Origin of the sequence: Streptomyces himalayensis subsp. himalayensis, from assembly GCF_013778455.1 — a bacterium.
In the GTDB taxonomy this organism is placed as follows: domain Bacteria; phylum Actinomycetota; class Actinomycetes; order Streptomycetales; family Streptomycetaceae; genus Streptomyces; species Streptomyces himalayensis.
In genome coordinates, this window is record NZ_JACEHE010000024.1 from 25,476 (window position 1) to 48,397 (window position 22,922).

21 protein-coding genes and 5 tRNA genes are annotated in these 22,922 nt (G+C 69.0%); 14 read left to right on the forward strand and 12 right to left on the reverse strand.

What is annotated here, in order from left to right:
- Positions 1 to 396: 396 nt before the first annotated feature.
- Positions 397 to 723: a hypothetical protein gene (locus H1D24_RS30575; protein ID WP_181660973.1), complete on the forward strand. Its 327-nt coding sequence runs from the start codon at positions 397 to 399 to the stop codon at positions 721 to 723.
- Positions 724 to 1,085: 362 nt separating this feature from the next.
- Here the strand turns inward: H1D24_RS30575 and H1D24_RS30580 are convergent, their stop codons facing one another.
- The gene (locus H1D24_RS30580) at positions 1,086 to 1,436 is read right to left on the reverse strand and encodes a metallopeptidase family protein (RefSeq protein WP_181660974.1); all 351 of its coding nucleotides are present in this window, start codon (positions 1,434 to 1,436) and stop codon (positions 1,086 to 1,088) included.
- A 112-nt stretch (positions 1,437 to 1,548) separates the two neighbouring features.
- On the opposite strand from H1D24_RS30580, the gene H1D24_RS30585 reads away from it, so the two are divergent.
- The 4 genes from H1D24_RS30585 (at position 1,549) to H1D24_RS30600 (ending at position 3,712) form a co-directional block, all read left to right on the forward strand.
- The gene (locus H1D24_RS30585; RefSeq protein WP_181660975.1) at positions 1,549 to 3,282 is read left to right on the forward strand and encodes a metallophosphoesterase family protein; all 1,734 of its coding nucleotides are present in this window, start codon (positions 1,549 to 1,551) and stop codon (positions 3,280 to 3,282) included.
- Between the two features lie 145 nt (positions 3,283 to 3,427).
- Positions 3,428 to 3,500 (forward strand) — tRNA-Glu (locus H1D24_RS30590).
- Positions 3,501 to 3,539: 39 nt separating this feature from the next.
- Positions 3,540 to 3,614: transfer RNA gene (locus H1D24_RS30595), tRNA-Asp, on the forward strand.
- Between the two features lie 24 nt (positions 3,615 to 3,638).
- A tRNA-Phe gene (locus tag H1D24_RS30600) sits at positions 3,639 to 3,712 on the forward strand.
- An 89-nt stretch (positions 3,713 to 3,801) separates the two neighbouring features.
- Here the strand turns inward: H1D24_RS30600 and H1D24_RS30605 are convergent.
- From H1D24_RS30605 to H1D24_RS30630, 6 genes are all read right to left on the reverse strand, one after another.
- Positions 3,802 to 4,527, reverse strand: a complete 726-nt coding sequence (locus H1D24_RS30605) for a site-specific integrase (protein ID WP_258564427.1) — start codon at positions 4,525 to 4,527, stop codon at positions 3,802 to 3,804.
- Positions 4,528 to 4,762: 235 nt separating this feature from the next.
- Positions 4,763 to 5,065: a hypothetical protein gene (locus tag H1D24_RS30610; protein ID WP_181660976.1), complete on the reverse strand. Its 303-nt coding sequence runs from the start codon at positions 5,063 to 5,065 to the stop codon at positions 4,763 to 4,765.
- Between the two features lie 2 nt (positions 5,066 to 5,067).
- The gene (locus tag H1D24_RS30615; RefSeq protein ID WP_181660977.1) at positions 5,068 to 5,385 is read right to left on the reverse strand and encodes a hypothetical protein; all 318 of its coding nucleotides are present in this window, start codon (positions 5,383 to 5,385) and stop codon (positions 5,068 to 5,070) included.
- A 2-nt stretch (positions 5,386 to 5,387) separates the two neighbouring features.
- Entirely contained in the window at positions 5,388 to 5,735 is a 348-nt protein-coding gene (locus tag H1D24_RS30620; protein WP_181660978.1) for an RRQRL motif-containing zinc-binding protein, read from the reverse strand.
- Positions 5,735 to 6,589 (reverse strand): protein spdB, encoded by an 855-nt coding sequence (locus H1D24_RS30625; protein WP_181660979.1) that lies wholly within the window; start codon positions 6,587 to 6,589, stop codon positions 5,735 to 5,737. Before H1D24_RS30625 ends, H1D24_RS30620 begins: the two co-directional genes overlap by 1 nt.
- Positions 6,586 to 6,861 (reverse strand): DUF6284 family protein, encoded by a 276-nt coding sequence (locus H1D24_RS30630; RefSeq protein WP_181660980.1) that lies wholly within the window; start codon positions 6,859 to 6,861, stop codon positions 6,586 to 6,588. Before H1D24_RS30630 ends, H1D24_RS30625 begins: the two co-directional genes overlap by 4 nt.
- A gap of 443 nt (positions 6,862 to 7,304) precedes the next feature.
- On the opposite strand from H1D24_RS30630, the gene H1D24_RS30635 reads away from it, so the two are divergent.
- The 4 genes from H1D24_RS30635 to H1D24_RS30650 all read left to right on the forward strand — a co-directional run bounded on the left by H1D24_RS30635 (position 7,305) and on the right by H1D24_RS30650 (position 9,935).
- Positions 7,305 to 8,105: a GntR family transcriptional regulator gene (locus tag H1D24_RS30635; RefSeq protein WP_181660981.1), complete on the forward strand. Its 801-nt coding sequence runs from the start codon at positions 7,305 to 7,307 to the stop codon at positions 8,103 to 8,105.
- Positions 8,102 to 8,749 (forward strand): YdcF family protein, encoded by a 648-nt coding sequence (locus H1D24_RS30640; RefSeq protein WP_181660982.1) that lies wholly within the window; start codon positions 8,102 to 8,104, stop codon positions 8,747 to 8,749. The genes H1D24_RS30635 and H1D24_RS30640 overlap by 4 nt, the downstream gene beginning before the upstream one ends.
- A gap of 95 nt (positions 8,750 to 8,844) precedes the next feature.
- Positions 8,845 to 9,444, forward strand: a complete 600-nt coding sequence (locus H1D24_RS30645) for a hypothetical protein (RefSeq protein ID WP_181660983.1) — start codon at positions 8,845 to 8,847, stop codon at positions 9,442 to 9,444.
- A gap of 393 nt (positions 9,445 to 9,837) precedes the next feature.
- Positions 9,838 to 9,935, forward strand: a tRNA-OTHER gene (locus H1D24_RS30650).
- A gap of 77 nt (positions 9,936 to 10,012) precedes the next feature.
- On the opposite strand, the gene H1D24_RS30655 is transcribed toward H1D24_RS30650, so the two are convergent.
- Complete coding sequence (locus tag H1D24_RS30655) at positions 10,013 to 10,378, reverse strand: hypothetical protein (protein ID WP_181660984.1); 366 nt, start codon at positions 10,376 to 10,378, stop codon at positions 10,013 to 10,015.
- Positions 10,379 to 11,000: 622 nt separating this feature from the next.
- On the opposite strand from H1D24_RS30655, the gene hrpA reads away from it, so the two are divergent.
- The 3 genes from hrpA to H1D24_RS41810 all read left to right on the forward strand — a co-directional run bounded on the left by hrpA (position 11,001) and on the right by H1D24_RS41810 (position 15,753).
- Complete coding sequence (gene hrpA, locus H1D24_RS30660; RefSeq protein WP_181660985.1) at positions 11,001 to 14,981, forward strand: ATP-dependent RNA helicase HrpA; 3,981 nt, start codon at positions 11,001 to 11,003, stop codon at positions 14,979 to 14,981.
- A gap of 120 nt (positions 14,982 to 15,101) precedes the next feature.
- A tRNA-Asp gene (locus H1D24_RS30665) sits at positions 15,102 to 15,176 on the forward strand.
- Positions 15,177 to 15,486: 310 nt separating this feature from the next.
- Entirely contained in the window at positions 15,487 to 15,753 is a 267-nt protein-coding gene (locus H1D24_RS41810) for a DUF6274 family protein (RefSeq protein ID WP_220137426.1), read from the forward strand.
- A gap of 590 nt (positions 15,754 to 16,343) precedes the next feature.
- Here H1D24_RS41810 and bldC read toward each other — a convergent pair.
- On the reverse strand, positions 16,344 to 16,550 hold the full coding sequence (gene bldC, locus H1D24_RS30670; RefSeq protein ID WP_003949541.1) for a developmental transcriptional regulator BldC: 207 nt from the start codon (positions 16,548 to 16,550) through the stop codon (positions 16,344 to 16,346).
- 604 nt (positions 16,551 to 17,154) lie between these two features.
- Positions 17,155 to 17,997, reverse strand: a complete 843-nt coding sequence (locus H1D24_RS30675) for a DUF8083 family protein (protein ID WP_181660986.1) — start codon at positions 17,995 to 17,997, stop codon at positions 17,155 to 17,157.
- Between the two features lie 188 nt (positions 17,998 to 18,185).
- Between H1D24_RS30675 and H1D24_RS30680 the strand changes: the two genes are divergently transcribed.
- Positions 18,186 to 19,286, forward strand: coding sequence for a Leu/Phe/Val dehydrogenase (locus H1D24_RS30680; RefSeq protein WP_181660987.1), 1,101 nt, complete (start codon positions 18,186 to 18,188; stop codon positions 19,284 to 19,286).
- 394 nt (positions 19,287 to 19,680) lie between these two features.
- Positions 19,681 to 19,944 (forward strand): DUF3073 domain-containing protein, encoded by a 264-nt coding sequence (locus tag H1D24_RS30685; protein WP_181660988.1) that lies wholly within the window; start codon positions 19,681 to 19,683, stop codon positions 19,942 to 19,944.
- A gap of 255 nt (positions 19,945 to 20,199) precedes the next feature.
- Here the strand turns inward: H1D24_RS30685 and purM are convergent, their stop codons facing one another.
- The gene (purM, locus tag H1D24_RS30690; RefSeq protein ID WP_181660989.1) at positions 20,200 to 21,267 is read right to left on the reverse strand and encodes a phosphoribosylformylglycinamidine cyclo-ligase; all 1,068 of its coding nucleotides are present in this window, start codon (positions 21,265 to 21,267) and stop codon (positions 20,200 to 20,202) included.
- A 60-nt stretch (positions 21,268 to 21,327) separates the two neighbouring features.
- On the reverse strand, positions 21,328 to 22,854 hold the full coding sequence (gene purF / locus H1D24_RS30695; RefSeq protein WP_181660990.1) for an amidophosphoribosyltransferase: 1,527 nt from the start codon (positions 22,852 to 22,854) through the stop codon (positions 21,328 to 21,330).
- Positions 22,855 to 22,922: the final 68 nt, after the last annotated feature.

Below are 22,922 nucleotides of genomic sequence, written 5' to 3' on the forward strand. Positions count from 1 at the left end.
CGCGTCATTCATGGCGCCGGGCAAATGGGATCAAACGATCTGCCACCATACGCACCCTCCACCCCCGAGCGCAAACCGAACCCCATACGCGCAGCTCACGGCGGTGCGGCAGACACTCGCCGCCCCTCCGCAAGGCCTGCGCCGACTTCCCCAGGGCCCGGCGACGCCCCTCCCAGAGCCCGGCGAAGCCCCTCCCGGAGCTGCGCCGCCTCCTCCCGGCAGCCTTCCGAGCCGTCCCGAAGCGGGCCGCCCGGCTCTCTCCGGGAGTGTGCCGCCGCCTAGGGCCTCTCGTTTGGATCAGGCTGGGCTCGCGGGGCCTGGCACGCACATCTCCGCGTTGCAAACGAGAGGCCCTACACCGGGTGCCCCGCCTCCGGCGAAGGCTCCCGCGGAGAAATGCCCGCCCCCGCGCCCTGCGCCGCCCTCTGCTCGTGGGCCGACGACGACGGTTCCGCGGTCGGGGAGGGCTCAGTGCTCGGCGTCGGCGACGCGTCCACCGGTGACGGGTCCGGGGTCGTGGGCGTCTCAGTCGGCTTGGGCTTGGGCCTGGGCTTCCTGCTGGGCTTCGACTTCGTCGGCGACGCCTGCGGGGACCCGGGCTTCTCGCTCTTCGTCGGCCCGGACGAGCCCGCACCGGAGGCCGACTCCGAAGGCAGGGCCGAATCGGACGCGGACCCCCTGGGGTGCGGCGCTCCCTTCCCACCGTCGCGCCCGTTCCCGTAACCGGAGCCATTGGCGGCCGACGCCGCCCCGCCCCCGTCGGGAGCGGCGGCGCCGCGCGGCCCGACGGACTGGGCGGGGGCCTGCCCCGTCCCGTCGTCGCTCACACTCATGCAGCCTGCGGTCGCCGCGACGGCCACCACCACGGCAGCCCAACGGACGGATACGAAAAAGTGGCGCACGGGCGGGCACCTCCGGGGCGCGGCACGCAGAAATCAGTGCAGGGGGCTGACATCGGTGCAGGGGACGGGATCCCACTGCCCAACTCCCGGAGCCCACAAGAAGACACGGAACCCGGACCGGACACCCGGCGAACGGCCCCGTCACCGGCACCCGTCTCGCGCCCTTCCGCCCGATGCGCCGGCTCAGCCGTATCCCAGCGCATGCAGCCGCGCATCGTCGATCCCGAAGTGATGCGCGATCTCGTGCACCACGGTCACCTCGGTCTCGACCACAACGTCCTCGCGCGACTCGCACATACGCAGCGTCGGCCCCCGGTAGATCGTGATGCGGTCCGGCAGCACCCCCGCGTACCACTCACCGCGATCGGTCAGCGGCGTCCCCTCGTAGAGCCCGAGCAGCTCGGGATCGTCGGCCGGCGGTTCGTCCTCGACGAACACCGCCACGTTGTCCATCAGCCGCGTCAGTTCCGGCGGGATCCGGTCCAACGCCTCGGCGACCAGTTCCTCGAACTCCTCGCGCGTCATCTCCAGCACACGGCCATTGTCGGCCACGACTCCGCGTATCCACCGGCGCACAGGAGAAAGCCGCACATCCGCCGTTTGCAGCAGGGGCATACGGTGCGGCGCACTTGGGCATACGGGACCAATGGTCCGCGTCCTCGCCCGCATCCTGGAGCGTGTCCCGCACATCGTGCCGCGCCTCGTGCCGCCCTACGTACGGAGTGCTTCCGCCGCGCTCGTACGCCACGTCCCCACGGCCTTCCTACGCCACTACCGGTCCCGTCACCCCCGCCCCGTCGGTGAACTGGTCCATCCCCCGCACCCCTACGCCCGTGCGCTCGGCCTCGTCGCGGTCGTGCTGCTCGGGGCCTGGCTGGGCCTGCTGATCGTGGGCAGCGTCCGTGCCCCGGTCGGGCCCGTGGACACACGGATGGCGCTGCGGCCATCCCTCACAGGCGGCACGAAGATCAACATCTCCCCGCTCGGCGACCTGGAGCTCCGTTCCCACATCGCCCCCATCCGCCTGGACGTGGACGTCGACCGGCTCGACCCGGTGCGTGCCGAGGCTCTGGTCCGGCATCCGGAACGGCTGTCCGGCCTGCAGGACGAGGTGACCCGCGACGTCGAGGACGGCACGCGCGACCTGGCCGTACGCTCCTGCGTCGCCGTCGTCTCGGGCGCCACCGCCCTCGGGCTCGCCGTCTACCGCCGCCCCCGCCGCGCCCTCGCGGCCGGCGGCCTCGCCCTCACGCTGCTCGCCGCCTCCGCCGGCACGGCCTTCGTCACCTGGAACCCGAACTCGGTCCTCGAGCCCAAGTTCTCCGGCCTGCTCACCAGCGCCCCGTCCGCCGTCGGCAACGCACGCAGCATCGTCACCGAATTCGACGTCTACCAGAAGGAGTTGGCGCGTCTGGTGACCAACGTGACCAAGTTGTACGACGTGACGTCCACGCTTCCCGCGTACGCACCCGACCCCTCCACCATCCGGGTGCTGCACGTCTCGGACATCCACCTCAATCCGGCGAGCTGGCACATCATTTCCTCGCTCGTCGAGCAGTACGAGATCGATGTCATCGTCGACTCCGGCGACACCATGGACCACGGCACGGCCGCCGAGAACGCGTTCCTGGATCCCATCGAGGACCTCGGCGCGCCCTACGTCTGGGTGCGCGGCAACCACGACTCGCTCACCACCCAGCGCTATCTGGAGGACATGAAGAACGTCCACGTACTGGACGAGGGCAGGGCGGTCTCCGTCGGCGGCCTGCGGTTCGCCGGGACGGGCGACCCGCAGTACACGCCCGACCGCTCGGTCAAGGCCGAGGGCGATCCGGCCGAGCGCATGGCGGGCATCCGGCTCGCCTCGGCCCTGCGCGACCAGCAGGCCGCCGGTACGCCGGCCGACGTCGCGATCGCCCACAACCCGGTGGCGGCCCGGGAGACGGACGGCGAGGTGCCGCTCGTCCTCGCGGGCCACGTCCACCACCAGGAGATGGAGGTCCTGAAGCTCGGCACCCGGCTGAGGATCGAGGGGTCGACGGGCGGGAGCGGGCTGCGAGCGGTCGAGGGCAAGAACCCCGATCCGGTGGAGGCGTCGGTCCTCTATCTGGACCGCGACACCAAGCGCCTGCAGGCCTGGGACGAGATCAGGCTGGGCGGCCTGGGCCTGACGACGGCCGAGGTCAGCCGCCACCTCCCGGAGGAGAACCAGCCGGGAGCCTCGCCGACACCGACGCCGTCCGCGCCCTCACCGGACACGCCCCCGGCGACCGCACCGGGCACGCGCTCGACAACCTCACCAGGCACGTCCCCGGCACCCTCGCCCGCCACCTCCTCGGCGACCCCGTCCGCGCCGTCGCCGGGCCGCTCCGGCCCGTAACCCTCCGTCGGCCCCTGACCAGCGTCTGCGCGCTCCCGACGCACCACCGCACCACCCCGCCGTAAACCGTTTTGGCGATAGCTCCCCGCATCCCATATGCTTCTCACGTCCCCGACGCGCTGCGAAGCGCCCAGGCGGGCCCTTAGCCCTCATCGTCTAGTGGCCCAGGACGCCGCCCTTTCAAGGCGGTAGCACGGGTTCGAATCCCGTTGGGGGCACGTAACACCGTGTGCGACACTGTTCGTACACAACAGCTTGGTCCTGTGGAGCAGTTTGGAGTGCTCGCCACCCTGTCAAGGTGGAGGCCGCGGGTTCAAATCCCGTCAGGACCGCTGCGATCCCTTCGCGGATCGCGTGGCTGGGTAGCTCAGTTGGTACGAGCGTCCGCCTGAAAAGCGGAAGGTCGCCGGTTCGACCCCGGCCCCAGCCACAACCGCCCCACCAGGGCAAACACCCCCTCCGAAGATCTTCGGGGGGGTGTTTTCGTGTCGGCTACGCCAACCAGTACGCCAACGGCTCTCAGGAGAGGCTGTCGCCCAGCTTCCGGAGCGCCTTCCGCTGCTCGTCCAGTGACGCGTGGGCATAGACCTTCATGGTCACGCCAATGTCGCTGTGGCCGACGATCTGCCGGACGATGTGCGGCGGCACCCCGAGATCGAGCAGCAGCGAGACGGCGGAGTGCCGGAGATCATGGAACCGGATCTCCAGACCGAGCCGCTTCCGGAGCGGATACCAGCTCCGCCGGAGGTTGTCCGGCTCCAGCGGGGTGCCGATACGGGACGTGAAGATCAGCCCGTGTTCCTTCCACTCCATACCTGCCGCCGCACGCTCCTGCGCCTGCCGCTCGCGGTGCTCGGTGAGTGCCTTCACCACGATCGGCGGGAGCGGGACGGTACGGACCGATGCCAGGGTCTTTGGCTTGACCAGTCGCAGCTCCCCGCCCACGCGCTGGAGCGCGCGCTCCACGGCCAGCGTCTCGCGGTCGAGGTCCAGCGCATCCCAGCGGAGCCCCAGCAACTCGCCCCGGCGCATTCCGAGAACCAGGGCGAGCACGTAGAGAGCGTGCAGCCGGTCCTCTGCGGACTCTCGGAGGAGAAGACGGGCGTCCGCGACACTGAGCCCCTTCCCCGTGTCGTACGAAGGCGTGGGCACCTGTACGAGCTGGGCGACGTTCCGCACGATCAGTTCCTCCCTGACGGCGTTCTGGAGGGCGTTCCTGAGTACTGCGTGGATGGACTGCACCATTCGGCGGGACAGCAGCGTCTGGCAGCACTTCCCTGCCGCGCAGCACTGCGGCTCGGGGCGTTCCTTGTCCCAGCCGTGCTTGCAGCACTGGCACTCGGAGGCGACGCGGGCGAGCCAGGTGCGGACTTCGGCGGCCCTGAGGGGGGAAGGCTCCTGACTACCCCGAAACGGGGCGGGAAAGTTGAGGGGGCCAGCCACCCCGCCCGGCATCAGCGCGGGCGGGGCTTGCGTGAGGTCAGCGGCCGTGTCGGGCGCGGTTCTCCGCGTGGCTGAGCTGGGACGGCTCGATACGCGGGGCGTCCTCGTACCACGCGAACGGGCGGAGGTCGCAGGCGGCCTTGTGCACGCGAGTCGCAGCTCCGTAGTGCTCCGGGTTGGAGAACACCCGACCACCCGTCAGGGAGGCCAAGAGGCGGGCTGCGTGGTGCTCGCAACCGGTCGCCCCGGCGTTGCTGCGATCGAGGACGGTCACGGCATCGTGCGGGCCGACACAGGGCGTCGGGTCGTCCGGGTGAGCGGCGGGACAGCGACGGTCCATGCTCACCACCACCCCGAGGACTTCTTGGCGGCCTTGGCGGCGGCGGCCTCGTTCACGATCCGCTGCCGCTCCATGTGCAGGGCGGTCAGTTCCGCGGTGAGCCGGGTCTCAGCAGCGTTCGAGGTGGACTCCACCCGGTTCTCCGCGCGGGTGGTGCTCTTGCCGCGCAGGACCCGGTACGAGCCGCTGGCGAGCGCGCCCAGCACGGCGCGGCGCTCGGAGCTGGTCAGGGGCCACATTTCGCCCCGGCGGACCGCCTCCAGCTTGCGCGTCGTCTTCTGGATTTCGCGGTCCACCTGGCGGGTGTCGGGCTTGCCCATGGTCAGGAACTCCTCAGAGATTCGGAGTGGTCGGGGTAGGCGCAGGTCGCGCAGGTGCCGAGGGCGGCGGGGATGACGTAGCCCGCATCGGTGCGGCACTGCGGGCAGGTGCGGCGGGCGGCGTTGGCCTTGGCCAGTGCCGCGTGCTTCGCGGGGGTCATGGGGCGTACCGGCTTGGCCAGTTCGACCCGGTATAGGTAGGCGACCAGCGGCCCACGGCGGCGGCGCGGCCGTTCGAGCTGTGCGGCCACGTCCTGACCGCCCGGGCGCAGGCCATGGGCGCGGAGCTGTCGGCGGGTGGCGTAGCCGTCCGGTGCCAGGTGCCACCGGAACGCCAGCAGTGCGCCCATCAGGCGACGCGCTTCCACGCGGCCCGCAAGCGGACCTCTGATGCGGAGTGGCCGGCCGCTCGGAAGCGGGTGGCCATTTCGCGGTAGGACAGGGCGGGAACCTCGCTGTGACGGATCTCGTCGACCAACGCGTCAAGCGCCTCGTCGGTGAGCGCAGGTCCCGCATCAAGCGCGGGAACCGGCTCCGTGGGTCCCCACACCGGGAGTTCCCACCGGGGCGTGACACCGGGCGTGACGCGGTTCGTCACGCTGGTCAGCGCCCTGCCGGTGTCCTCGCCGTCCCGCGCCGTCTCCAGCGTCGACCAGGCCCGCGAGAGGCTCTGAGCGGTCTTTGCCTGGACGCGGGCGACGCGGGCGCCGGCCTCCGTCACGGCCGTCAGCCGGGTCTCCTCGGTGGCGGCCTCCGCCCGCAGCCGGGCGCGGGCAACTGCCGCTTCGTCGCGGGCCTCTTGCTGGATGCCCCGGATCGCGCCGAGTGCCGCGGGGGTGAGCGCGGTCCGCTCCCACAGCCCGTGCACCAGCCACAGTGCCTTGGCCGCGATGGGCAGCCATGCGACGGCCAGCCACGCACCGGCGGACTTCTCAGCGGTGAGCGCGTGCGCCACCAGGACGCCGGCCGCGATCAGGCCGAAGCACCAGCCGACGCCAGTGACCGCGCGGCTGTGGTCGCCCTGCGCGGCCAGGCGACGTTCGTAGGCGAGGGTGGCCAGCCATCCGCCGTCGATCCCGAGACCGACGACCAGCGCGACGGGCCACGGCATCGCCGTGCCCAGCCACATCACGACCACGGCCAGGGTGAGAACCATCGACACCGCCGTCATCGCGACGGCGGGCAGCACGGTCTTGGCGTTCATGCCGCACCTCCCGGCGCCATCGCGCCGGCCGTGCGGTTGACCAGGTCCCGCCGGGCGGAGAGCACTCGGTTGCGGGCCCGGCGGATGCGCCGCGCGTCCAGCTCGGTCGGGGTGCGGTCCAGGGTCATGATCTGCGCGTCGAGCAGGTCGACCTCCGCCAGGATCAGCGGAGACTCCAGCTCGATCACGTCCAGCTCCGCGGCCGTCGGCTCACGGTCGATGCTGTCGACCGTGACGGTAACGGCCGTCTGAAGTGGAGCGATGAGCTTCATGGGTCGTGTTCTCCCTAGCAGGTAGCAACGGCCCAAACCGCGCCCCCGGAGTTGCCTCTCCGGGGGCGCTTGCCGTTGGGGTCGGAGTGTCCGGCTCCCCTCAGCGCTGCTCGTACGAGACGAGCAGCGGAGGCAACCGGCCGTCGCAGGAACGCGGCGGTGCGGTGAGGTCTTGCTGTCTCCTTCGGGAACACGAGCTCCCGTTTGCAGGCGTATGGAGACGTGGCCTTGCGGCCTAGCCATCCGGTTGACCAGGGGTCCGGTGCCCTCGGCCCGCTCTGTCCCGGGCCCCTAGCCGCAACGTGGAAGGCAACCCAAAGAAGGCCCTTCCACTCGCTGTCCTAGGACTGCGAACGGCCTGAGACGAAGATGGCACGCAGTCCCAGGACTGTCAACAGTCCTGGGACTGTGCTTCACTGGAACGCATCGAAGGGAGTTCGGCTGTGGCACCCAAGTGGCGCGAGCTTGCGGATCGACTCGCGGAACAGATCAGGAACGGCGAGTACGCACCCGGGGCCCAGTTGCCCCAGATCAGAGACCTTGTCGAGGCTGGGGAAGGCTCCAAGTCCACGGTTCATCAGGCGTACAAAGCGCTTGAGGCTGAGGGGCTGGTGACGTCGTCGCGTGGGCACGGCACCGTCGTGCGCCCGCGTGCTCCGCTCAAGCGGCTCGGCATCGCTCGGTACGACAAGGTGAAGTGGCGTGATGGCGATGAGGTCGCGTTCATCGCTGACCGTGTCGCGTCGGGGCGCGCGTACAAGCGCAACGAACAGACGCAGACCGTGAGCCGCATCGAGGCGAGTGGTCTCGTCGCCGAGGGTCTCGGCGTTCGTGTCGGCTCCGAGGTGTACGCACGCGCCCGCCTCGTAAAGGAAGGCGCCCAGCCGACCCACACCCTGACCAGCTACTACCGGCCCGAACACGTCGAGGGGACACGAATCGTCGACCCCACACCGGGCCCGGCCGGCCGTGGCGGCGGATATCGGGTGTTGTACGACGCGGGGTACGAGATCGATCACATGAAAGAGGCCCTGTTCGCCCGCGTCCCCACGGCGGACGAAGTGAAGCTTCTACAGCTTCCGGTCGGTGAACCGGTGGTGGAGCTTCATCGAACTACGTACACGGCCGATGGCACGGTGGTTGAGTTCGCAGTCGGCATCCACTCCGCCTCACGGTTCGCGTGGGAGTACGAGTTCAAGGTCCCCGATTCCGCCCGCGACCAGGACAAGGAAGATTCGCCGTGATCTCCGTACAGGACTGGGAGGACACTCAGCTTCTGTGGGACTACCAGCAGATGAACCACGAACCGCGCCCTTGCTCGGTGGGTATCGGTCTTGGCAGCCACGACTTGGGAGTGGCTGACACCACCGTCGACCTCTACCGGCGCGGCATGATGCCGCTGATCGTCTTCACGGGGGCGACTAGCCGAACCACCCAGGACCGCATGCCGCGCGGTGAAGCTGAGCACTACCGGGACCGTGCGCTTGAGCTGGGCGTGCCGGCGGACGCCGTCCTTGTCGAGCCTCACGCCCGGAACACCGGGCAGAACATCACTCTGTCCCGCGCTCTTCTCGAAGAGCGCGGGTTCGACGTGTCCTCTGTGTTGCTCGTCAGCAAGCCGTACGAGGAACGTCGGGCTAACGCCACCGCCCGGAAGCTGTGGCCGGAGGTCGAAATTGTCAGCGCGTCTACACCCATGACGCTCCCCGAATACGTCGACTCAATCCGGGACTCGCACCTTGTCATCGACATGCTTGTCGGATCGCTACAACGCCTACTGATCTATCCGGACCAGGGCTTCATGATTTCGCAGGACGTACCTAAACACGTCATCCGAGCGTATGAGCGACTCGCCTCCCGTGGCTTCACGAGCCGTCTGGTTGCCTGATCTGTCCGCGCGACCGGATCCCTCGTCTCAACGCTATGTTTTCTGCACAGTTCATTGAACGCCAATCTCGCCTAGTCGACGGCAAGGAGTCATTCATGGAAATCGCCAGCTTAGTTGTGGCACTCATTGCAGCGCTGATTTCACTTGGCGCCGCCTTCGGCACATGGAGGGCCGTCCGGCCGCGCCCGAAACTGAAGGGCTCAGTCACCTTCGCTTGGACCCAGGGTTACACCACCAGCACTCCGGGCGTCCCCGCCGGCCGAATGGTGGGCCTTCACGTCCTGCTGACCAATGCATCGTCACATCCTGTACACCCCTTGAACTACGAGCTGGAGGTTAGACGTAACGGGCAGTGGATTTCTGGCAAGCGGCTGCAGAATTGGCAGTCAGCTCCCGTGGAACTAACTATCGCCAATAATCACATACAAATGGATCAGCAGCATCTCGTGGATTGGCCACCTCGGCCAATCCATCATGGTGCTCCAATGATGGGTTTCCTCGTTCATCTGGTTCCTGGCATCACCTCAGAGGCGGAAATCGAGGGGTACCGGGTGACGGTGACTGACGTTTTCGGCGGCGCGATCTCTTTCGAAAAGGACGCAGCGTCAGCTCACCGATACAGTGCGAGTAACGACGGCGGCTTCACGGCGGTGGAAGCTTTTAGACACGCAGGCGCAACCGTTACGACAATCTGATGTTATCGACCACTAGCTGTCATCGCGCAAGCACTCACCTCACTACCTTGTACGCCAACCCGTACGCCAACAGCAACACACAACTACACGCCACCGAGACCACCTTCAGCCGCTACAATCAGCCCCGTTCCCGACGGGACACGGCCTGAAAAGCGGAAGGTCGCCGGTTCGACCCCGGCCCCAGCCACCGCCGCAAGGCCCCGTCCCCAGGACGGGGCCTTCTCATTTTTCATGAGCCCTCGCTCCAGGGCCCCGCCTCACGGCGCCACACAGGTCACTCTGGCCCCATGACCACCAGCTCCCCTGGCAAGGTGGAGGCCGCGCCCGCGGCGCAGCCGCAATCAGACACAGCAAATCCCGTCAGGACCGCTGCGATCCCTTCGCGGATCGCGTGGCTGGGTAGCTCAGTCGGTACGAGCGTCCGCCTGACTGTGTCTGAGGGCGGCTGCGCCGCGGGCGGAAGGTCGCCGGTTCGACCCCGGCCCCAGCCACCGCCGCCCACCTGGGCAAACGCCCCCGCCGAAGATCTTCGGCGGGGCGTTTCGTTTCGCTCGGGCCGGCGGCCGGGTCAGTCCGTCGACCAGACCTTGATGCGGTAGGCCGGTACGTCCGTGTTCAGCATGGCGCGCTCGCCGGGTGAGAGCTGGGCGACCGGGGTGGAGAAGCAGTTGTTGGTGAAGACCTGGACGATCGTGTCGGTGGCGTTGTCGACCGGGTAGTTCGGGTTCGCCGGCGGCACCAGCTCGATACAGGCGCCCATCGGGTCCTCGATGACATGGGACTCGCCGTCCTCGTCGTACCAGACGAAGGCACCGGACTGGGCCGAGGCGGGGGCCGAGGCGACCGTGGTGGCCAGGACCGCCGCACCGAAAGCGGCGACGGCCGTACGGGCCGTCGTGCGGAACAGACGGCGGACAGATGCAGGTGCGCTCATATGCACTCCTGACGTGAACTTCACCTGGGAAGCCCAAACCGCATAGAGGTCCTCAGGGCCTGGGATCGACTGCTCAGGGTGATCGCGGCGCGCATCGGGCTCAGCATGGCCAGCATGGCCGCCGGCCTGCTGATCCGGGCCCATGCGCCCGCGCTCGTACTCGGCTGGCACGCCGCCGTCGTCCTCGGCGACTCCATGCGCCCGCATCTGAGGCCGGGAGACGTCGCCGGGAGACGTCGTACTCCCGTCGGACGTCCTCGGCCTCGGGCGGCTGCGCGTCCCCGGGCTCGGACTGCCCGTCGCCTTCGGCAGCGCTCACGAATGGCCGGACCGGCCCCGCGCATCCGGCCCAAAGTCGCCGGCTGCCTGCTCCGATCCCGTCTCCACCAATCCGTTCTCCAGCGATCCCGGCACCGCGCCCGCCCGCCCAGCCGACGCCCGCCACCCAGTCGGCGCCCCCTCGCACCCCGCCCCCGCCCGGCACCCGTCCCGGCGCCCGCTCACCTTGCCCCGGCCTGACCAATCCCACCGAGCCGCCGCCCTCGCCGAGCCGCCGCTTCCCCGAGCCGCGCCCGGAATAGGTTGGCCGCACGCACACCCCGGATGCGATCCTGGTCCCCGTATGTCTACGCACCCTGCCTCCGCCTCCGCTCCCGCCGCCTTCGCCGATCTCGGCTCCCGGCTGGCCGAGCTGTCCCTGCGCGACGCGCAGCGGCTCGGGCGCCGGCTCGACGGGGCCCGTCGCATCCGCAAGCCGGAGGCGCGGGCCGCGGTGCTGGCCGAAATCGAAGGGGAGATCGGCAAGGCCGCCGACCGGCTGGCCGGGCGGGCGGCGCGGCTGCCGGAGATCACCTACCCCGAGTCCCTTCCGGTCAGCCAGAAGCGTGACGCGATCCTCGAGGCGATCCGCGACCACCAGGTGGTGATCGTCGCGGGCGAGACCGGCTCCGGCAAGACCACGCAGATCCCCAAGATCTGCCTGGAGCTGGGCCGCGGCGTGCGCGGCATGATCGGTCATACGCAGCCGCGCCGTATCGCCGCCCGCACGGTCGCGGAGCGCGTGGCCGAGGAGCTGAAAACTCCGCTGGGCGAGGCGGTCGGCTGGAAGGTCCGCTTCACCGACCAGGTGGACCCGGACGCGACGTTCATCAAGCTGATGACGGACGGGATCCTGCTCGCGGAGATCCAGACGGACCGCGAGCTGCGCGCCTACGACACGATCATCATCGACGAGGCCCACGAGCGGTCCCTCAACATCGACTTCCTGCTGGGCTACCTGGCCCAGCTGCTGCCCCGCCGCCCGGACCTCAAGGTCGTCATCACCTCGGCGACCATCGACCCCGAGCGCTTCTCACGTCACTTCGGGGACGCCCCGATCGTCGAGGTCTCCGGCCGTACGTATCCCGTCGAGGTGCGCTACCGCCCGCTGCTGGAAGAGGACTCGGACGACGCCGATCGCGACCAGATCACGGCGATCACGGACGCGGTCGATGAACTGATGGGCGAGAGCAAGGGCGACATCCTCGTCTTCCTCTCCGGCGAGCGTGAGATCCGCGACACGGCCGACGCGCTGAACAAGAAGTACACCCGCGCCGGAGGCGCTATTGGGCAGAGCACCGAGGTCCTGCCCCTCTACGCCCGCCTCTCGCACGCCGAGCAGCACCGCGTCTTCCAGCCGCACACGGGCCGCAGGATCGTTCTGGCGACCAACGTCGCCGAGACGTCCCTCACCGTCCCCGGCATCAAGTACGTCATCGACCCGGGCACGGCCCGCATCTCGCGCTACAGCCACCGCACCAAGGTGCAGCGCCTGCCCATCGAGCCCGTCAGCCAGGCCAGCGCCAACCAGCGCAAGGGCCGCTGCGGCCGTACGAGTGACGGCATCTGCATCCGGCTGTACTCCGAGGACGACTTCCTCGCCCGCCCGGAGTTCACGGACGCCGAGATCCTCCGGACGAACCTTGCCTCCGTCATCCTCCAGATGACCGCGGCCGGCCTCGGCGACATCGAGAAGTTCCCCTTCATCGACCCGCCGGACCACCGCAACATCAGGGACGGCGTCCAGCTCCTCCAGGAGCTCGGCGCACTGGACCCGGCCCAGAAGGACCCAGGCAAGCGCCTCACCCCGCTCGGCCGCAAGCTCGCTCAGCTGCCCGTCGACCCCCGGCTGGCCCGAATGGTCCTGGAGGCGGACAAGAACGGGTGCGTACGCGAAGTCATGGTGATCGCGGCCGCGCTGTCCATCCAGGACCCGCGCGAGCGTCCCGTCGACAAGCAGACGCAGGCAGACCAGCAGCATGCCCGCTTCAAGGACGAGACGAGCGACTTCCTCTCGTATCTGAACCTCTGGCGCTATCTGCGCGAGCAGCAGAAGACGCTCGGCTCGTCCGCCTTCCGCCGGATGTGCAAGACGGAGTACCTCAACTACCTGCGCATCCGCGAATGGCAGGACATCTATACGCAGCTGCGAACCGTCGCGAAGCAGATGGGGATCCATCCGAACGAGGACGAGGCGAGCGAGCAGGCCGTCCATGTGTCGCTGCTGGCGGGACTGCTGTCCCACATCGGCATGAAGGACGTGAAGGACGGCGCGAAGAACGAGTACCTGGGGGCGCGGAACGCGAAGTTCGCGGTCTTCCCCGGCTCGGCGCTGTTCAAGAAGCCGCCGCGGTTCGTGATGTCCGCTGAGCTGGTGGAGACGTCCCGCCTCTGGGCCCGCGTCAACGCGAAGATCGAGCCCGAGTGGGTCGAGCCGCTGGCCCAGCACCTGCTGAAGCGCACGTACAGCGAGCCGCACTGGGAGAAGGACCAGGCAGCGGTGATGGCGTACGAGAAGGTGACGCTGTACGGCGTGCCGATCATCACCCAGCGGAAGGTCAACTACGGGCGGATCGACCCCGAGGTCTCCCGCGAGCTTTTCATTCGCAACGCCCTGGTCGAGGGCGACTGGCGTACGCACCACAAGTTCTTCGCCGACAACCGCAGGCTGCTCACCGAGGTCGAGGAGCTGGAGCACCGGGCGCGGCGCCGCGACATCCTCGTCGACGACGAGACGCTGTTCGACTTCTACGACCAGCGGGTGCCCGAACACGTCGTGTCCGGGGCGCACTTCGACTCCTGGTGGAAGCGCAAGCGTCACGAGGAACCGGAACTGCTCGACTTCGAGCGGTCGATGCTCATCAACGAGCGCGCCGGTGACGTGTCGAAGGACGACTATCCGGACAGCTGGCGCCAGGGACGGCTCAAGTTCAACGTGACGTACCAGTTCGAGCCGGGCGCGGACGCGGACGGCGTGACCGTCCACATCCCGCTCCAGGTGCTCAACCAGGTGACCCCCGAGGGCTTCGACTGGCAGATCCCCGGCCTGCGCGAGGAGGTGGTCACGGAGCTGATCCGCTCCCTGCCCAAGCCGATCCGGCGCCACTACGTGCCCGCGCCGAACTACGCGAAGGCGTTCCTGGAGCGGGCGGAGCCCTTGCAGGAGCCGCTGCCGGTCACGCTCGCCCGCGAGCTGAAGCGCATGGTGGGCGTGCCCGTCACGGCGGACGACTTCGACTGGGCGAAGGTCCCCGACCATCTGCGCATAACGTTCCGGATCACCGACGAGCGGCGCCGCAAGCTCGCCGAGGACAAGGACCTGGAGACGCTGAAGCTCCAGCTGAAGCCGAAGGCGCGCCAGGCCCTGTCCCAGGCGGCGGCCGCCACGGCGGAGCGCTCCGGCGGCAGCTCGCTCGAGCAGTCGGGCCTCACGGACTGGACGATCGGCTCACTCACGCGCGTCTTCGAGACGCGCCGCGCGGGCCAGCCCGTGAAGGCGTACCCGGCGCTCGTCGACGACGGCGACACGGTCTCCGTACGCCTCTTCGACACCGAGGCCGAGCAGCAGCAGGCGATGTGGAAGGGCACCCGCCGCCTCGTCCTGCGCAACATCCCGGTGAATCCTGCGAAGTTCGCATCCGAGAAGCTCTCCAACCCGCAGAAGCTCGCCCTGTCCGCCAACCCGCACGGCTCGATCCAGGCGCTGTTCGACGACTGCGCCATGGCCGCCGCGGACAAGCTGATCGCCGACTTCGGCGGCCCGGTCTGGGACGAGGAGTCGTACCGCAAGCTGTACGACAAGGTGCGCGCCGACATAGTGGACACGACGGTGCGGACGGTCGGCCAGGTGCAGCAGGTGCTGGCGGCGTGGCAGGCCTGTGAGCGCCGCCTGAAGTCCACGACCAGCCCGGCGCTGCTGGCGAACCTCACGGACGTACGGAAGCAGCTCTCCGCCCTCGTCAGGCCCGGCTTCGTGACGGAGACGGGACTGCGCCGGCTGCCGGATCTGATGCGCTATCTGGTCGCGGCGGACCGCCGGCTCCAGCAGATGCCGACGAACGTCCAGCGGGACACCACGCGCATGGATAAGGTCCAGGAGATGCAGGACGAGTACGCCTGGCTCCTCGAGCAGATGCCGCAGGGACGGCCTGTGCCGCAGGAGGTCCTGGACATCCGCTGGATGATCGAGGAGCTACGGGTGAGCTACTTCGCGCATGCGCTGGGCACCGCGTACCCGGTGTCGGACAAGCGCATCGTGAAAGCGATCGACGCGGCGGTTCCGTAGGGCCCATGCCGCCACCAGGGGTGTGACGGCCACGTCGCCCTGCGTGAGTTCGACCGTCGGCCCTGCACTGCTGTACAGTCTCTTCTCGCAGCACAGCGCAGGAAAGTGACTGCGAGACCTGGTCCTGTGGAGCAGTTTGGAGTGCTCGCCACCCTGTCAAGGTGGAGGCCGCGGGTTCAAATCCCGTCAGGACCGCACGATGAAGGGCCGCAACCCCACGGTTGCGGCCCTTCGGCATACCCGCCACCCACAACGCCACCGAACGCCCCGCCTAAGCGGAGGCCGCGCCCGCGGCGCAGCCGCAATCAGACACAGCAAATCCCGTCAGGACCGCAGTAAGAACGGCCGCAACCCCACGGTTGCGGCCCTTCGGCTTGCCTGCCCGTTGCGGCCCCTTGGCCGTTGCCCGCCCGTTGCGGCCCTTCGGTCTATCCGCCCGCGTCTTGACTGCGTCACATTCCGCCGGTACCCAGACAACAGGGACCGTGACCACGGGAGGTGGCGCATGCCGGTGTCTGCCAGGCACGAGACGCGCGCTCTGTTGCGCGCCCATCTGTCGGCCGCCTCCAGCTACCGCCATCTGACGCGCCATTGCCCGGTCTGCCATCAGCTCCTGCGGCTGGCGATGGAGCCCGCAGCGCGCCCCTCGGAGGGCGATGGGGGCAGCCGCGCGGCCGACTCGGGTGCGACGGGACTACGGCCGGAGGAGCCCGGCGACGGCGGTGAGAGCCGGCCCGAGTCCGTTGAGGACCAAAGTCTCCCCAAGACATGACCAATGTCGGCCGACGTGCCGCTCGTGGAGTGGGAGGCTGGAGGCATGTCTCCAGCGGCGGATTCAATAGCTCAGGTGACACACCATCAGCAAGAGGTGGTGTGTGTGACGGGTGTCACCACATGAGTTTTGGGAACACCCTTACTTACACCCCGTCTACAACGGCTCAATTTAATATGTGCAATTGCACTACAGGGTGAAGGGTCGCCCAGCCCCTCAGAGAGCTGCCGCCAAGGCTTCTCACAGTCACCCCGACAGGGCACCTCAGGGGGCGGCAAGGCCGCCCACAGAGCCCCTGAGTGCACACGTCGCACCGGGTCGGCCGCAGCGCCCTCATGGCCACCGAACGGCTGACCCACAGACGACTCGCGGACGAGGCGGCGACGCCACGAGCCACACCACTCCCGGGCGCAACGCGCACAAAAAGATCGCGCTGGACCCGGCGGAGTCCAGCGCGATCAACGACGCACCCTGGGGGTGAACTTGGGCGTGGGTCCCGTTGGGGCAGGTCCCGCGTCGCATGGAGCTGTGTGTCTCAGGCGCCCGGCCAGGTTGGGGGACCCGACCAGAATGCCCGCTATTCGGTTGTTTCAGGCCTCGCTGCGCTGCTGCGGAATGCCCGCGAGCAGAGCGCGGACCTCGGCTTCGCGGTAGCGGCGGTGCCCGCCGAGCGTACGAATCGACGTGAGCTTGCCAGCCTTGGCCCAGCGCGTGACCGTCTTGGGGTCGACGCGGAACATCGTGGCGACCTCAGCCGGGGTCAGCAGCGGCTCGGCATCAGGGGTGCGAGCGGTCATGAGCGGCCTCCTCGGGAGAACCGAATCCATCTCGGTTCTTTCCTCTAAATTCTGCACCTTGACCCGCGTTGCCCGAAATGAGCGGACGCGAGTCGAGTCGGTTATAGGACGAACGGCTTGTCCTCGGCACTACAACTACACCATCTGTCCAGCCGCGTCGGCCAAACCGATGGAATTGCCCTCCCAGGTGTTCATCAGCGACGGAAGCCGATGGACCATGCCATAGCGGACAGTCACACCCCTGTGACGATCAGTCACAGGGCGATCAGGAGGCAACAGGTCCCCCCAAAACATGCAATGCCCGGCATCTGGCGCACAGTTGGACGTAAGGAGCCCTCCCCGGACTCCTTGTCCTATTTTGGCACGAGGAGGACCGATGGACGCAAGGTACCGGTTAGTGTGCTCCGTCACGCTTGGGGTCAAAGTCCCGGATCGGGACCTACGTCCGCAGCCTGTCCACCGACTCGTCAGACCCCGTCCGTGACGCAGACCACTTCCGGGGACCGTACCGTCGCCCTCCGCACATCGCCGTCCGCACCGTCCGGCTCGAACACCGCCGTCGCCGCCCACGCCCGCCGCCGCAACCGCCGCGGCCGTCACCGCGTCAGTTTGCCGACTGCAGGTCCCGGACCGCCCGCCAGCGCTCGACCAGTCGCGCGTACGCCTCGCCGGCGGCGGCGCCGTCGCCGCCGCGCAGCGCGTCGATGCCCTCGGCCACGTCGGCCGCCGAGTGATCCCCGTCGAGGTGCTCCTCCGGCAGGGCGTGCACCAGGCCGCCGTAGTCGAGCTCGACGAGCGAGCGCGGATGGAACTCTTCGAGCCATCGCCCAACATCTACCAGGCCGTCGATCATCGGCCCCTCGTCGATGGCGTCCCTGAGTGCCTTGAGGCCGCGCGCGACACGCCTGCGCGCCTGCACCATCGGCGTCCGGTAGCGCAGCACCGGGGGTGCCTCCCCGGAACCCTTCTCGTACTCGCGCTCCTCGTCCGAGACGAGCACGAACCAGTTCAGGGGGACCTGCCACCTCGCGGTGCGGATCCAGGGGCGGGCGTCCGGATTGCGTTCCAGCCACCGCTCGTAGTCCGCGACCGTCTGGCGGCGCACCACCGGCGGCAGCACCGCGTCGAGGACCGGCGCGGGCAGCTCTCCGGCCAGGTCGCCCATCGCCTGCCAGGCGCGCAGCCGGGTGCGCCACGGACAGACGCAGAGCACCCCGTCGATGTCCGCGACGAAGGCGTCGTCACTCTCGTGCACCGGCACCGCGACGGGCGGGGTGGGCAGCAAACCGGCCAGCGACCGGCGCAGTTCGTCCTGGTACGAGGGGTGCTTGGGGCGCCGGGCATAGCGTGCCCAGTGGGTGCGCTCCGGCTCGGGGAAGGCGGCGAGCGGTTCGTACACACGCAGGTAGCACGTGTACGGAACGATCACCGACGACACCTTGGGCACAGCAGCTCCCTCCCCCGCGGGCAGGCGGGAAAACACTGCAAATCGTCCCATGCCCATACTCCAGGAGAGGGTGATCCTCGGCACTGCGCCCATGGCCGGCGCGCACGCGCTCTAGGCTCATGTCACGGACCCGCCACCCACACGGGACCGGCACTCCAACCGCCGCTACTTACCCAGGAGTCACCACAGTGACCGACGTAACCGGCGCACCTGCTGATGTACTGCACACCCTGTTCCGGACGGACCAGGGAGGCCATGAGCAGGTCGTGCTCTGCCAGGACCGCGCCAGCGGCCTCAAGGCCGTGATCGCCATCCACTCGACCGCCCTGGGCCCCGCGCTCGGCGGCACCCGCTTCTACCCGTATGCGAGCGAGGAGGAGGCCGTCGCCGACGCGCTGAACCTCTCGCGGGGCATGTCGTACAAGAACGCCATGGCCGGGCTCGACCACGGCGGCGGCAAGGCGGTGATCATCGGCGACCCCCAGCAGATCAAGACCGAGCAGCTGCTGCTGGCGTACGGCCGGTTCGTCGCCTCGCTCGGCGGTCGGTACGTCACAGCCTGTGACGTCGGCACCTACGTCCAGGACATGGACGTGGTGGCGCGCGAGTGCCCCTGGACGACCGGCCGCTCCCCCGAGAAGGGCGGCGCCGGCGACTCGTCCGTGCTGACGGCGTACGGCGTGTTCCAGGGCATGCGGGCCTCGGCCCAGCACCTGTGGGGCGATCCGACGCTGCGCGGCCGGAAGATCGGCATCGCGGGCGTCGGCAAGGTGGGGCACCACCTCGTGGAGCATCTGCTGGAGGACGGCGCCGAGGTCGTGATCACGGACGTCCGCGAGGAGTCCGTACGCCGTGTGCTCGACAAGCACCCCGGCGGGCGCGTCACGGCCGTGGCCGACACGGACGCGCTGATCAGGACCGCGAGCCTCGACATCTACGCGCCGTGTGCGCTGGGTGGGGCGCTGAACGACGAGAGCGTGCCGGTCCTCACGGCCCGCATCGTGTGCGGTGCGGCCAACAACCAGCTCGCCCATCCGGGAGTCGAGAAGGACCTCGCCGACCGCGGGATCCTCTACGCGCCCGACTACGTGGTGAACGCCGGTGGCGTCATCCAGGTCGCCGACGAACTGCACGGCTTCGACTTCGACCGCTGCCGGGCGAAGGCCGCCAAGATCTTCGACACCACGCTGGCGATATTCGCACGTGCGAAGACGGACGGTATTCCGCCGGCCGCCGCGGCCGACCGGATCGCCGAGCAGCGGATGGCGGAGGCGCGCACGGCACGCTGAGGCGTACGGCAGCCACATCTGGACGGCGCCTCCTCGCGAGTGAGCCGAAGGAGCGCTGAGCACAGTCGCCCTCTCGGCACCGTCACGCCCCGGTAGGGGCATATCGGGCACAGCGGCGCCCCGGAGGCGAACCGAGTGCTTTAAAGAGATGCGTCTCACGCTGTCGGCGGGTCGTGCGCCAGGAAGAGGTTAAAATCGCAGTTGACCAGCGAGGACGGGGCGCCTCGCGGGTCCTGCACCGAGGCACGTGCTGCGGGCGACGTACCGTATGGCCGCGGAAGCAGGTACCGTTGAAGCCCTACGGACGGGTCTCTCCATGGAGAGCCCGTTCCAGATCATGAACGCGTGTCAAGACTCTGGGGCCGTCGAGCCCCGTCACCGAGGGGGTCGAGCCATGGGGCGCGGCCGGGCCAAGGCCAAGCAGACGAAGGTCGCCCGCCAGCTGAAGTACAACAGCGGCGGGACTGACCTGTCGCGTCTGGCCAACGAGCTGGGCGCATCGACTTCGAGTCCGATTTCGAGCCAGCCGCCGAACGGTGAGCCGTTCGAGGACGACGAGGACGACGACCCGTACGCACGGTACGCGGATCTCTACAACGACGACGAAGAGGACGAGGACGAAGAGTCCGATCCGTCGTCGCAGCGCCGCGGCGCTTGACCGCGCAGCATTCGCAGTTCTCGTAGCAACTGCACTTCACCCGGTCCGGGGCCGTAGCGCCGGACCGGGTTTCGTGCTGCCTGCCGCTTCCGCGGAGCTACCCGCCGGCGCCACGGGTGGTGCCGGGCGGTCGACGACCGCCGGGCCGCCATACGGGTCGACGACCGCCAGGCCGCCACACCGGTCGCCGTTCCACCGGGCTGTGTCCCTAGCTCGGGCTCCACCGGGCACCGTCACTCGGTCGGCTCAGACGGCTCAGACCGCGTAGTCCCCGACAAGCGCGGCGCCCGTCGTGTGGTCACCGCGGTCCGTGATCGAGCCGGCGACCCAGGCGTCCACGCCGCGGTCGGCGAGGGTGGTGAGCGCCACGTCGACCGACTCCTCGGGGACGATCGCCATCATGCCCACGCCCATGTTCAGCGTCTTCTCGAGCTCGAGCCGCTCGACGTCGCCCGCCTTGCCGACCAGGTCGAAGACCGGGGCCGGGGTCCAGGTGGTGCGGTCGACCACGGCGTGCAGCCCGTCCGGGACGACCCGGGCCAGGTTGGCCGCGAGCCCGCCGCCGGTGATGTGGCTGAAGGCGTGCACCTCGGTGGTGCGGGTGAGGGCCAGGCAGTCCAGGGAGTAGATCTTGGTGGGCTCCAGGAGCTCCTCGCCGAGGGTCCGGCCGAACTCCTCGACCTGCTGGTCCAGGCTCATGTTCGCCCGGTCGAAGACCACGTGGCGGACGAGCGAGTACCCGTTCGAGTGAAGACCCGAGGACGCCATCGCGATGACGGCGTCACCCTTACGGATGCGATCCGGACCGAGGAGGCGGTCCGCCTCGACGACGCCCGTGCCGGCACCCGCGACGTCGAAGTCGTCCGGGCCGAGCAGCCCGGGGTGCTCGGCGGTCTCGCCGCCGACGAGGGCGCAGCCGGCCAGCACACAACCCTCGGCGATGCCCTTGACGATCGCGGCGACCCGCTCGGGGTGGACCTTGCCGACACAGATGTAGTCGGTCATGAACAGCGGTTCGGCGCCGCACACCACGATGTCGTCCATGACCATCGCGACGAGGTCGTGGCCGATCGTGTCGTAGACGCCGAGCTGCCGGGCCAGGTCGACCTTGGTGCCGACGCCGTCCGTGGCGGAGGCCAGGAGGGGCCGCTCGTACCTCTTGAGGGCGGAGGCGTCGAAGAGGCCGGCGAAGCCGCCGAGGCCGCCGAGGACCTCGGGGCGCTGGGTCTTCTTCACCCACTCCTTCATGAGCTCGACGGCGCGGTCGCCCGCCTCGATGTCGACGCCCGCGGCTGCGTAGCTGGCACCAGTTGTCTCAGACATGAGAAATGAAGGCTTTCGTGTCGTACAGCTGTCGTGCGCTGCGTGGATTAGCTGCGTGGGTTACGGGCGGCGGATCGCGTCGGTCGCGGCGGTGGCCGCCGGGCCCGCGGCCAGCTCGGTCTCCAGAAGCTGCTTGCCGAGCAGCTCGGGGTCGGGCAGCTCCATCGGGTACTCGCCGTCGAAGCAGGCGCGGCACAGGTTCGGCTTGGCGATGGTGGTCGCCTCGATCATGCCGTCGAGCGAGATGTACGCGAGGGAGTCGGCGCCGAGGGACTTGCCGATCTCGTCGACCGTCATGCCGTTGGCGATGAGCTCGGCGCGCGTCGCGAAGTCGATGCCGAAGAAGCACGGCCACTTCACGGGCGGGGACGAGATGCGGATGTGCACCTCGGCGGCGCCCGCCTCGCGGAGCATGCGGACCAGGGCGCGCTGGGTGTTGCCGCGGACGATCGAGTCGTCGACGACGACCAGCCGCTTGCCCTTGATGACTTCCTTGAGGGGGTTCAGCTTCAGGCGGATGCCGAGCTGGCGGATGGTCTGCGAGGGCTGGATGAACGTACGTCCGACGTACGCGTTCTTCACCAGGCCGCTGCCGAAGGGGATGCCGGACGCCTCGGCGTATCCGATGGCTGCCGGGGTGCCGGATTCCGGCGTGGCTATCACCAGGTCGGCCTCGGCCGGGGCCTCCTTGGCGAGCCTGCGGCCCATCTCGACCCGGGAGAGGTGGACGTTCCGGCCGGCGATGTCGGTGTCGGGGCGCGCCAGGTACACGTACTCGAAGACACAGCCCTTGGGCTTCGCTTCCGCGAATCGGGACGTTCGCAGACCGTTCTCGTCGATGGCGACGAACTCGCCCGGCTCGATCTCGCGGACGAAGCTGGCACCGCAGATGTCCAGGGCAGCGGTCTCGGATGCGACGACCCAGCCGCGCTCCAGGCGGCCGAGCACCAGCGGGCGGATGCCCTGCGGATCGCGGGCCGCGTAGAGCGTGTGCTCGTCCATGAAGACGAGCGAGAAGGCGCCCTTGACCTGAGGCAGCACCTGCGCGGCGGCGTCCTCCACGGTCAGCGGCTTGCCGTCGTCGTCGGTCTGGCCGGCCAGCAGCGCGGTGACCAGGTCGGTGTCGTTGGTCGCGGCGACCTGGGTGGCGCGGCCGTTCTCCTTGGGGAGGGCGGCGACCAGCTCGGCGAGCTCCGCCGTGTTCACCAGGTTGCCGTTGTGGCCCAGGGCGATGGAGCCGTGCGCGGTGGCACGGAACGTCGGCTGCGCGTTCTCCCACACCGAGGCGCCGGTGGTGGAGTAGCGGGCGTGGCCCACGGCGATGTGGCCCTGGAGGGAGCTGAGGGAGGTCTCGTCGAAGACCTGGGACACGAGGCCCATGTCCTTGAAGACGAGGATCTGGGAGCCGTTGCTGACCGCGATTCCCGCGGATTCCTGACCCCGATGCTGGAGGGCGTAGAGCCCGAAGTAAGTGAGCTTGGCGACCTCTTCACCCGGAGCCCAGACACCGAAGACGCCACAAGCGTCCTGGGGGCCTTTCTCACCGGGGAGCAGATCATGATTGAGTCGACCGTCACCACGTGGCACGCCATCGAGTGTAGGCGAGATCGACCACTGGTCCGAATTCGCGGACAGTGGGACTTCTTACTCTGACT

Excerpts from the sequence above, each read along its gene's own strand:
- H1D24_RS30575 (WP_181660973.1), top strand. The coding sequence starts at position 397 with ATGCCCGCCCCCGCGCCCTGCGCCGCCCTCTGCTCGTGGGCCGACGAC.
- H1D24_RS30585 (WP_181660975.1), top strand. The coding sequence starts at position 1,549 with ATGGTCCGCGTCCTCGCCCGCATCCTGGAGCGTGTCCCGCACATCGTG.
- H1D24_RS30605 (WP_258564427.1), bottom strand. The coding sequence starts at position 4,527 with ATGGTGCAGTCCATCCACGCAGTACTCAGGAACGCCCTCCAGAACGCC.
- H1D24_RS30610 (WP_181660976.1), bottom strand. The coding sequence starts at position 5,065 with ATGGACCGTCGCTGTCCCGCCGCTCACCCGGACGACCCGACGCCCTGT.
- H1D24_RS30615 (WP_181660977.1), bottom strand. The coding sequence starts at position 5,385 with ATGGGCAAGCCCGACACCCGCCAGGTGGACCGCGAAATCCAGAAGACG.
- H1D24_RS30620 (WP_181660978.1), bottom strand. The coding sequence starts at position 5,735 with ATGGGCGCACTGCTGGCGTTCCGGTGGCACCTGGCACCGGACGGCTAC.
- H1D24_RS30625 (WP_181660979.1), bottom strand. The coding sequence starts at position 6,589 with ATGAACGCCAAGACCGTGCTGCCCGCCGTCGCGATGACGGCGGTGTCG.
- H1D24_RS30630 (WP_181660980.1), bottom strand. The coding sequence starts at position 6,861 with ATGAAGCTCATCGCTCCACTTCAGACGGCCGTTACCGTCACGGTCGAC.
- H1D24_RS30645 (WP_181660983.1), top strand. The coding sequence starts at position 8,845 with ATGGAAATCGCCAGCTTAGTTGTGGCACTCATTGCAGCGCTGATTTCA.
- H1D24_RS30655 (WP_181660984.1), bottom strand. The coding sequence starts at position 10,378 with ATGAGCGCACCTGCATCTGTCCGCCGTCTGTTCCGCACGACGGCCCGT.
- hrpA (WP_181660985.1), top strand. The coding sequence starts at position 11,001 with ATGTCTACGCACCCTGCCTCCGCCTCCGCTCCCGCCGCCTTCGCCGAT.
- H1D24_RS41810 (WP_220137426.1), top strand. The coding sequence starts at position 15,487 with ATGCCGGTGTCTGCCAGGCACGAGACGCGCGCTCTGTTGCGCGCCCAT.
- bldC (WP_003949541.1), bottom strand. The coding sequence starts at position 16,550 with ATGACCGCTCGCACCCCTGATGCCGAGCCGCTGCTGACCCCGGCTGAG.
- H1D24_RS30685 (WP_181660988.1), top strand. The coding sequence starts at position 19,681 with ATGGGGCGCGGCCGGGCCAAGGCCAAGCAGACGAAGGTCGCCCGCCAG.
- purM (WP_181660989.1), bottom strand. The coding sequence starts at position 21,267 with ATGTCTGAGACAACTGGTGCCAGCTACGCAGCCGCGGGCGTCGACATC.